Here is a 9,688-nt window from a genome sequence, read left to right on the forward strand (position 1 = left end):
GTTGTCCACAGATCCCCAGCTTGGCCTGTGGGCCCTGTGGGTAACAGGGATGTTATCCACAAGTCCACAGGCACCCATGCCCCTCACAGGCTCGCAACCACCCACAAATTGTCCCGAAGAGCCAAAATTAAGTCGAGCAGAAATACGGCGACGAGCACGCCGACCTAAACGGCGACGCGCCTCCACCGCTCGTTCGGTTTGAATTTTGCCACTCCGCTCCGCGCTACTCATAAAATTTCTCCCCCGAAAAATTCCCGAGGCCCTTCGCCGGTATTATCTATCCCCGTCGCAAAAGCGCGTCAAGGTCGGCGATTTACGCGACCGCCGTCACCTACTACAGTAGGCGCGCTGCCCTCGAAATCCTCAACGATCAAGACGGTTGGGAGGCGGTCGTTCTGATCCATCAAAGCTCCTCCTTCATGAAAACTCGTCGCGATTCCGAGCCCGCTTCATGCCACATAAGAGTGGCGAGTCATCTGATTGCGCTGGTCTCATCGACCTAGAATTCTCAGAGGTCACCGCCGAAGTCGCCAAAGTCACCGCCGATATTGCCGTCCATGTCGGCGGCCATCTCGTCGCCGGCGTCTGGACCGACGTCTTGATGAGCATCTCCGGCCTCGCCCGCGTCCTGCTGATCGCCGCCTTCTGCCCCGGCGCCGTCGAAGAACGCCTGGGCAATGGCGCTGCCCACCACGACGCCCGCGATGCTCGACAGGAAACTGGAGGCCATGATGCCGCCCATGCCCGCGCCGCCGCCCATCCTTCCAAAAGTACGCTCGATCGTGCCGGGTTGACGGATTTCGGCGCGGGTCGCCATGCGCGCGAGAGACCGCGGGTCATCCTTGGCCTGCGCGCGCTCGGCTTCAGGGGCGTCGGCGCTCAACTCTTCGAGCACCAAGCGGCGTTGTTCCGCCGTCAGCCGCGCGAATGCTTCGGTGTGGGCCTGCTCGATGGTCTGGGGCGGCGCGGTTTGCAGCATGTAGCGGTAACGCGCCACTGCCTGCTCGTCGCTCGACCGTCCGGTTAATGGTTGATCCTCAACTTGTCGCCGGGTCTGTTGCTGCTGCGTGGCTTCTTTACGCCCGAGTAGTTTATCGACGATACTCATGATTTATCTCCTCTGCTTAGGGAATAGGGAATAGAAATTTTAAACGCCCTTTTTCATCAAGAAGCATAGTACTGCTGGGCTCGCGAGCCGTCAAGCCGGTCGTTGGACGGCGCCGCTAGCCAGGCGACCATCCACCGCCCAGCGCTTTGTATAGCTGGATCATGGATACCAAACGCAGGCGTTTGGTCGCTGTGACCGAGAGCTCGACGTCGAAGAGATTGCGCTTGGCCGTGAGCACATCCAAATAGTTGGAGAGTCCGCCCTTATACCGTATCTCGGCGAGATGCAAGGCCGATCGCAGCGACCTAACCTGAGCTTCCTGCGCTTCGGTCTGCTCGCGGGCAGTGCGCACTGCGACGAGGGCATCCTCGACCTCCCGGAAGGCCACAAGGACGGTCTGCTCGTACTGGGCCAGGATCTGTCTCGCTTGCGCTTCGGCCGCCTGCTGTTGGAAGCCCAGGGCTTGGGCATTGAAGAGAGGCGCGGCCAAGCCGAGGCCGGCGCTTCCAAAGGCACCGCTCCCGAGAGCGGAAAGCTGCGGACTCGCTACCCCGAGGAGTCCCGTTAGCGTGATTTTAGGAAATCGCTCTGCCTGGGCAACCCCGATCCGGGCGGTGGCCGCGGTTAGCTGCTGCTCCGCTTGCAGGATGTCCGGGCGGCGCTCTAGTAACTCGGAAGGCAATCCGGCCGGCACTGCAGGCGGCAGCATCTGCTCGGTGAGCGCTCGCCCTCGGGGGATCCGGGCCGGATTCCTCCCGAGCAAGACGCTCAGCTCGTCCTCCTTCTGCACCATCTGCCGCTCCAGCTCCGCCATGCGGGCAGCGGCATTGGCCCGTTCCGCTTCAAACTGGTCGGCGTCGAGCTTGGGGATCAGGCCCTGCCGCAACCGAGCCCGGGCGATCCTCACGGATTCCTCCCACGATTGCAAGGTGTGCCGAACGATTTCCAGTTGCATATCGAGCTGGCGGAGATCGAAATAGGCCTGGGCGACGCCGCTCACGAGCGCCAGGACCACCGCCCGCCGATTCTCCTCCCGCTCGAGGAGCTCCGCACGCGCCGCCTCGTTCACGCGGCGCACCCGCCCCCAGACGTCGATCTCCCAGGACAGATTGCCCTGGACGTAATAGCTCGATGGCGTGGGAAAACCCGGGATGTTGGTTGCGTTCATACGGCCGAAGGCGGGGGCATTGGCCGTTGCGCTCAGTTGGGGGGCGAAATCCGTCCGCGCAATGGACAACCGCGCTTGAAATTCTTCGATGCTCGCGACCGCTTGGTGTAGGTCTTTGTTCTCCCGGAGCGCGATGCGAACGAGCTTTTGCAGTTCGTCGTCGCGCAGGATCTCCCACCACGGCAGATTGGCGATGGACTCCCCCTCGGCGCTTGCCATACGGAAGGCGCCGGGCGTGGTGATGTCCGGACGGACATAGTCAGGACCGAGCGCACAGGCGCTCAGCATGAGCGCGATCCCCGTCACTACGAGGCCACGCATCTCAAGGTCCTCCGCTAGCGGAAGGCTGGGCCGGCACGGGGCCCTTCTTCTCGGTGCGTTGCCGGGAGAAAAGATCGGCAAGCTTTCGGTTCAGCACGAAAAAGACCGGGGTGAAAAAGATGGCCAGGAAGGTTTCTGCGAGCATGCCGCCGAATACGCTGGTGCCGATGGAATGACGACCGGCGGCCCCGGCGCCCGTGGCCAAGACCAGCGGCGTGACCCCCAGAATGAAGGCCATGGAGGTCATGATGATCGGGCGGAAGCGGAGCCTGGCGCCCTCGAGCGCAGCGTCTATGACCGGAAGACCGGCTTGATAGCGCTTGTTCACGAACTCCACGATCAGGATGGCGTTCTTGGCCGAGAGGCCGATCAGGGTTACCAAGCCGATTTGGAAAAAGATGTCGTTGGTAATACCGCGGATCCATACGGCCGCCAAGGCCCCGAAGATGCCGAAGGGAACCGCCAGATTCACGACCAGGGGCACTGACCAGCTCTCGTACTGGGCGGCCAGCACCAGGAACACCATGAGCAGGCCGAACGCGAACGCCAAGATGGATTGCGTCCCCACCTTGCGCTCCTGGTAGGTGATCCCGCTCCAGTCGAGCGCATAGCCCTTAGGGACGAGCACCTCCTCGGCCGCGCGCTCCAAGGCATCGAGCGCCTGACCCGAGCTGTAGCCGGGCGCCGCTCCGCCCAACATCAAGGCGGCGTTGTAGCCGTTGAAGTGGGTCACCGGATCGGGCCCGCTCGTGAATTCCGTCGACACCACCGCATCGAGGGGGATCATGGACGTGCCCTGTTCGCTCTGGGCGCGGACGTAGATCTTGGCGATGTCCTCCGGGCGCGAACGGTACTGGGCCTCGGCCTCCGTTTGCACGCGATAGACCCGGCCGAATTTCACGAAGTCGTTGATGTAGAGGTTGCCGAAATAGGCCTGTAGGGTGTCGAAGACTTCGGAAATGGGCACGCCGAGCGCCTTGGCCCGTTCCCGGTGCACGTGGAGAGAGAGCCGCGGGGAGCTCACGCGAAAGCTGGTGCCGATGGCCCCAATCGCCGGGTTCTGTTTGGCCTTCGCGATGAACTCCTGGGCGACGTCGGCAAATCGCTTGAAGTCCCCCCCGGCGGGATCCTGGATCTGCACCGAGAACCCACCCGTCGCCCCCAGTCCCCGGATCGAGGGCGCGTTGAAGGCCAGGACCTGCGCCTCGGGGATCTTCGCGAATTCCCCGAACGCGTTCCCGATGAGCGCCTTGACGTGTTGGTCAGGGCCCGTGCGTTCATCCCAGAGGCGCAAGGGAGTGAACATGGTCGCCGTATTGGAGCCGCGGGTGCTGAACACGAAATTTTGGCCGACCAGAACGTTGGTGCTATGGATCTCCGGAACGGCGAGATAATAATGTTCGAGCTTGCTCACCACCTCCGTTGTCCGCTGTTTTGACGCACCCTCCGGTAGCTGGACCATGCTGATGAAATAGCCCTGGTCCTCCTCGGGCAGGAAGGCCGAAGGGAGCGCCCCGAACATCCCTATGGCGAGGCCGATGACGATGGCGTAGATCCCGAGCGCGAGGCCCGCCCGCCGGATGCTCATCCCGACCGTCGCGGTGTAGCGGTGCCGCGTCCACTCGAAGAAGCGGTTGAACCATTGAAAGAAAACTCCCTTTTTTCTATGGTTGGGCTTGAGCACCAGGGCGCACAGGGCCGGGCTCAAGGTGAGCGCCACGAATCCTGAGATCGTGACGGAGATCGCTATGGTGACGGCGAACTGCCGGTAGAGCTGCCCCGTGATCCCACCCAGGACGGCGGTGGGGATGAACACGGACACGAGCACCAGGACGATCGCGATCACGGGTCCCGTGACCTCTTCCATGGCCTTGTTGGCGGCTTCCTTGGGCGCGAGCCCGCCTTCAATGTGGCGCTCGACGTTTTCGACCACCACGATCGCATCATCCACGACCAGCCCGATGCACAACACCATACCGAATAGGGTCAGGGTATTGATCGAGAACCCGAGGACATACATGCCGGCAAAGGCGCCGATCAGCGAGACGGGGACCGCCACCATGGGGATCAGCGTGGCTCGCCAGCTCTGTAGAAAGAGATAGACGACGAGCACGACCAAGACTAGGGCCTCGCCCAAGGTCTGGACCACTTCCTGGATCGAAACCTCGATGAACCGGGTCGTGTCGTAGGGAACGTTGTATCTCACGCCCGGCGGAAAGCTTTTCGCCAGCGCATCCATTTCGGCGCGGATGCGCCTGACCGTCTCGAGCGCGTTCGCCCCCGGAGAGAGAAAGGTCAAAAGAAACGTCGTCGGCTTCCCCTTGAACCGCCCTTGGAGGTCGTAGGACTGGGCGCCCAGCTCGACCCTCGCCACGTCCTTGAGCCGGATCATGGACCCGTTCGGGAGTGCTCTCACGATCATCTCCTCGAATTCATTCACCTCCGTCATGCGGCCGTGCGTGATCACCGGGAGGGTGAGCTCGGTTCCGAGCGGCGCGGGCTCGCGACCGACCTGACCTGCGGGAAAATCGCGATTCTGCTCGTTGACGACGTTGGCGATGTCGGTCGGGGTGAGTGCGAGCTGTGCCATCCGAACCGGGTCGAGGATCAACCGCATGCTGTAACTCTGCGCGCCGAACACCAAGGCATCCCCGACGCCGGGCAGCCGCTTGATGTTATCGAGCACCCGCAGGATCGCGTAGTTGGCGAGAAACAAGGCGTCGTGCCGCGGATCGGTCGACTCCAGGGTCAAAACCCCCAGGAGATCCGGGGACACCTTTCTCACCGTGATGCCGCGGCGGACGACCTCGGGGGGCAACTGTGGCTCGGCCAGCTTCTCGCGGTTCTGCGTCTGGACGGCGGCGATGTCGATATCGGTCCCGATCTCGAAGGTGAGTCGGAGGGTCATGTGCCCATCGTTGGTGCTGGTCGAGTCGTAGTAAAGGAGGTTGTCGATGCCCGGAAGCTGCACTTCGATCGGACGTGCCACGGCGTCGGCCACCACCTCTGCGCTCGCGCCCGGATAGTCGGCCTCGATCTGCACCACCGGGGGCGTGATCTCGGGGTACTGGGCAACGGGCAGGACCTGCATGGACACCAGACCCACTACCACGATCACGATGGAGAGGACCGAGGCGAAGATCGGGCGGTCGATGAAGAAGCGCGGGCTCACTGAACCGCTCCGGTTTCGGTGTTCGCCGGGTCGGCGAGAGGGACCGCATCAGCGGCGACATAGGGAACCGGTTTCACCGGCGACCCCGGCAGGATCGTTTGCAGACCGGTCACCACCACCCGCTCTCCCTCGCCTAGCCCTCCTTCGATGAGCCACTGGCTATTGAGCCAGCTTGTGGCTTGGACGGGGCGGAGCTGCACTTTGTCGCCCTCATCCACGACATAGACCGAGGGTCCCTCCGGACCGACCTGGACCGCCCGCTGCGGGACCAGCACCACTCCGGTGCGAACCGATCCGACGAACCGAACCTTGACGAACTGCCCCGGCAGCAACGCCCGCTGCCCCGGAGTCACACCCCGCTCGGGATTGGGGAAGACCACCCGCACGTCGCGGGTCCCGGTCGCGGTGCGCAGTCCCACATCCAGCAGATCCAACCTCCCTGCTTCGGGGTAGATGGTGCCGTCTACGAAGGTGATGACGCCGCGCAATTCATAGACGCCCGCTCCTTGGACCCGCTTCAACGTCCGCTCCCTGAGGCGTTTGAGCAGGAAGGGTTCGGGAACGCTGACGGTCACATACATGGGGTCTACCTGGTGGATGACCGTGAGCAGATCGGTCTGCGCGGACACCAGGCGCCCTTCATAGACCCGGGTGCGCTCGATCAGCCCGGCGATGGGCGCGGTAATGCGGGTATTGTCGAGGTCGAACTGGGCCTTCACCAATTGCGCCTTGGCGCCTTCCAGCGCCGCCTTCGCCGCCAGTTCTTCGGCGACGGCGTCATCCACATCCTTCTGGCTCACCGCTTGCTCGGCGAGCAGCGGTGTAACGCGAGCGTGGTTTTGCTTGGCTTGCACCAGGCGCGCCTCGGTCTGAGCCACCATCGCCTTGGCGTTCGCCCCGGCGGCCTGGAAGGGCACGGGATCGATCTGATAGAGCAGGTCACCCATCTTGACATCGCGGCCTTCCTGGAAAAGACGCTCTTTGACGATACCCGTCACTTGGGGGCGGATCTCCACGGGGCGGGAGGACTCGGTTTGCCCGATGAATTCGGGTTCGTCAACCACCGTTTGAGTCGTCACGGTGATAACCGCAACTTCCGGGATGGGAGTGGCGGGCGGAGCGGCGGCTTCTTGTTGGCAGCCCGACAATGCAGCCAGTACAACCATATAGAGGAGGCTTAGCGCTAGCGTTCGAGCCCGATGAGCCATGCTAGTTCACGCTCAGCGCACGGACGCGCCTCCTGCGATCAAATGATCGAGCGGACCACTCCGCCGTCCACACGGAGCGCCGTTCCGTTCGTCGCAGAGGACAGCGGGCTGGCTATGAACGCAACCAGCGCGGCGACCTCCTCGGTTGCGGCAAATCGTTTGAGCAGCGAGCTGGGACGGACGGTTTCGAAGAACTCCTCCTCAACCACGGACGGTTCGAGGTTTCGGGACTTCGCCATTTGGCTGACGAACCCCTCCACTCCCTCGGACCGCGTCGGCCCCGGCAAGATGGAGTTGACCGTCACGCCGGTGCCCGCCGTCGTTTCCGCCAGACCGCGCGCCAGCGCAAGTTGCGTGGTTTTCGTGAGGCCATAATGGATCATCTCAACGGGAATATTGATGGCTGATTCGCTCGAGATGAAAATGATCCTGCCCCAGTTCTTCGCTTTCATCTTCGACAGGTAATGACGGCTCAAGCGCACGCCGCTCATGAAATTCGTTTCAATGATCGCCATCCAGTCCTCATCCGAGATATCCTCGAAGGACTTTGGTTCATAGATGCTGAGGTTATTTATCAAGACGTACACGTGAGGAAAGCTGCCGGTGGCTCGCTTCACCGGTTCCAGTTTGCTGAGATCACCCACGAGCGCCTCCAGCTTCGCGCGAGGATGCTTCTGCCGGATTTTCTCGATAGCCTCACTTACACGCTTTTCCGATCGACCGTTGATGATCACCGTCGCGCCCTCACCGGCCAGAGTCGAACCAATCGCTAGACCGATGCCCGCAGTCGAGCCGGTCACCAGCGCGAGCTTGCCAGATAGTTGTAAGTCCATAATTGCTACTTTCACCGCGACGATCTTATGCCGCACGTATGTTGGCATAAGGCCAAATCAACTGGCATCATCACGCCTTCTTTTCCTCTGAATGAATAATCCCTTCTACGATGCATTTGTTTAGACATCCCGACGCCACCAACTCAGCCCCTTCCCGGTGCATTTGACCGAGGAGCGCCTTCCCGTCCGCGTCGATGAAGGTGACTGAGGACAGATCAACGCGGCTCCGTCGCGTACCCGGAGCAGAGCGCCAGCAGCGCTCCAGTTCCTGCACCCAGGGCCCGGCGAGCTTGCCCTCTAACTGGAAGACCAGAGCTCCGGCTTCACGCCGAGTGGTGATTTTCAACATGCCTTGTTCTCAAACAGTCTTGCCGGTAATTACTCTCATGCCTGTTTCAGGCTCGCGATGTCGATGACGAAACGGTAGCGCACGTCGCCCTTCAACATGCGCTCGTAAGCCTCGTTGATCTGCTGGATCGGGATCACCTCGACATCGGATGCCACGCCGTGCTCAGCGCAGAAATCGAGCATTTCCTGGGTCTCGCGGATACCGCCGATGAGCGACCCGGCCAGGCGCCGACGTTGCATGACCAGCGGGGCGGGGGCAAGCGGCGCAGGATCGGGCATCCCGACCAGCACCATCGTGCCGTCGCGCCGTAGCAGGTTGAGGTAAGCGTTGTAGTCATGCGGCGCGGACACCGTGTCGAGGATAAAGTCGAAACGGCCAGTGTTCTCCTTGAACACGTCCGTGTCGCGGGTGGCCAGGAAATCCTGCGCGCCGAGGCGCAGCGCATCCTCGCGTTTGCCGGGAGAATGGCTAAGCACGGTGACCCGCGCGTCCATTGCGTCGGCAAGCTTCACCGCCATGTGGCCTAGGCCGCCAAGCCCGACCACCGCGACCTGGTCTCCGGCCTTGACGCCGAAGTGGCGCAGCGGCGAATAGGTGGTGATGCCCGCGCATAACAGCGGCGCCGCACGCTCGAGGGGAATTCCCGGAGGAATGCGCAGTACATAGGCCTCGTCCACGGTGATGCGTGTCGAGTAGCCGCCGTAGGTGGGCGTCTTACCATCGCGCTCATAGCCGTTGTAGGTCAGGCTCATGCCTGGCGCGCAATACTGCTCCTCACCGGTTTTGCAGGCTTCGCATTCTCGGCAGGAATCGACGAAACAGCCGACCCCGACCGTGTCGCCGACCTTCCATTTCTCGACCGCCTCGCCTACCTTCACCACCGTGCCGACGATCTCGTGGCCCGGCACCATCGGGAAGATCGAGCCGCCCCATTCGTCGCGGGCCTGATGGATGTCGGAGTGACAGACGCCGCAATAGAGAATGTCGATCCGTACATCGCGCGGACCGGCCTCGCGGCGCTCGATGGAGAACGGCCCTAGCGGCGTCGTCGCCGACGCCGCGGCATATGCGGGAGTCTTGAGCATTATCGTTACCTCCTATACTGAATAAGTAATCACAAATGCACGGGGTGTGTGCATATGAGTCGATGTCAGACGGATCGGTCGCTCCTGCCGATCAGATCGCAGACTTTTGCAGAGGTTTCCTATCTATGCTATACAACACGGAGGACGATCTTGCCGCGTGTGTGGCCTGTCTGGCTGAGCTCGTGCGCATGACGCGCTTCCGACAGCGGCAAAACGGTTTCGACAATAGGCCTGAGCTTTTCCGACTCGACCAGCTTTGCAAGCTCAGTTAGCTGAGTGGCGCTCGGTTGAACGAAGACCGAGGCTTGGCGGACCCTATGCGCAGCGGCCCCCTCTGCCGAGGGAGGACCGACGATGGAAACCAGGATTCCACCCTTCTTCAGCACCTTCCATGAACGCTTCTGAGTGTCTCCTCCGATGGTGTCGAAGACTACATCAACATCG

The 9,688-nt window shown here is 62.1% G+C and carries 8 protein-coding genes; all 8 read right to left on the reverse strand.

Annotated elements, in window-relative coordinates; all coding sequences use genetic code 11:
• Positions 1-508: 508 nt before the first annotated feature.
• Positions 509-1,108, reverse strand: coding sequence for a hypothetical protein (locus M3461_23570; GenBank protein MDQ3777117.1), 600 nt, complete (start codon positions 1,106-1,108; stop codon positions 509-511).
• 115 nt (positions 1,109-1,223) lie between these two features.
• Positions 1,224-2,597, reverse strand: a complete 1,374-nt coding sequence (locus tag M3461_23575; protein ID MDQ3777118.1) for an efflux transporter outer membrane subunit — start codon at positions 2,595-2,597, stop codon at positions 1,224-1,226.
• 1 nt (position 2,598) lies between these two features.
• Positions 2,599-5,769 (reverse strand): multidrug efflux RND transporter permease subunit, encoded by a 3,171-nt coding sequence (locus M3461_23580; GenBank protein ID MDQ3777119.1) that lies wholly within the window; start codon positions 5,767-5,769, stop codon positions 2,599-2,601.
• Positions 5,766-6,848 carry an efflux RND transporter periplasmic adaptor subunit gene (locus M3461_23585; protein MDQ3777120.1) on the reverse strand — a complete coding sequence of 361 codons (1,083 nt, stop codon included), beginning with the start codon at positions 6,846-6,848 and terminating at the stop codon, positions 5,766-5,768. Before M3461_23585 ends, M3461_23580 begins: the two co-directional genes overlap by 4 nt.
• 167 nt (positions 6,849-7,015) lie before the next feature.
• Positions 7,016-7,810: an SDR family oxidoreductase gene (locus M3461_23590; GenBank protein MDQ3777121.1), complete on the reverse strand. Its 795-nt coding sequence runs from the start codon at positions 7,808-7,810 to the stop codon at positions 7,016-7,018.
• 70 nt (positions 7,811-7,880) lie between these two features.
• On the reverse strand, positions 7,881-8,159 hold the full coding sequence (locus M3461_23595) for a hypothetical protein (GenBank protein MDQ3777122.1): 279 nt from the start codon (positions 8,157-8,159) through the stop codon (positions 7,881-7,883).
• A 35-nt stretch (positions 8,160-8,194) separates the two neighbouring features.
• Positions 8,195-9,244: an NAD(P)-dependent alcohol dehydrogenase gene (locus M3461_23600; GenBank protein ID MDQ3777123.1), complete on the reverse strand. Its 1,050-nt coding sequence runs from the start codon at positions 9,242-9,244 to the stop codon at positions 8,195-8,197.
• A gap of 128 nt (positions 9,245-9,372) precedes the next feature.
• Positions 9,373-9,688 (reverse strand): zinc-binding dehydrogenase (locus M3461_23605; GenBank protein ID MDQ3777124.1); only part of this gene is annotated, 316 nt, incomplete at its 5' end.

It is taken from the genome of Pseudomonadota bacterium (assembly GCA_030860485.1).
Taxonomy (GTDB): domain Bacteria; phylum Pseudomonadota; class Gammaproteobacteria; order JACCXJ01; family JACCXJ01; genus JACCXJ01.

Bases quoted from the DNA above. Each gene is read 5' to 3' on its own strand.
- M3461_23570 (MDQ3777117.1), bottom strand. From the start codon at position 1,108: ATGAGTATCGTCGATAAACTACTCGGGCGTAAAGAAGCCACGCAGCAG.
- M3461_23575 (MDQ3777118.1), bottom strand. From the start codon at position 2,597: ATGCGTGGCCTCGTAGTGACGGGGATCGCGCTCATGCTGAGCGCCTGT.
- M3461_23590 (MDQ3777121.1), bottom strand. From the start codon at position 7,810: ATGGACTTACAACTATCTGGCAAGCTCGCGCTGGTGACCGGCTCGACT.
- M3461_23595 (MDQ3777122.1), bottom strand. From the start codon at position 8,159: ATGTTGAAAATCACCACTCGGCGTGAAGCCGGAGCTCTGGTCTTCCAG.
- M3461_23600 (MDQ3777123.1), bottom strand. From the start codon at position 9,244: ATGCTCAAGACTCCCGCATATGCCGCGGCGTCGGCGACGACGCCGCTA.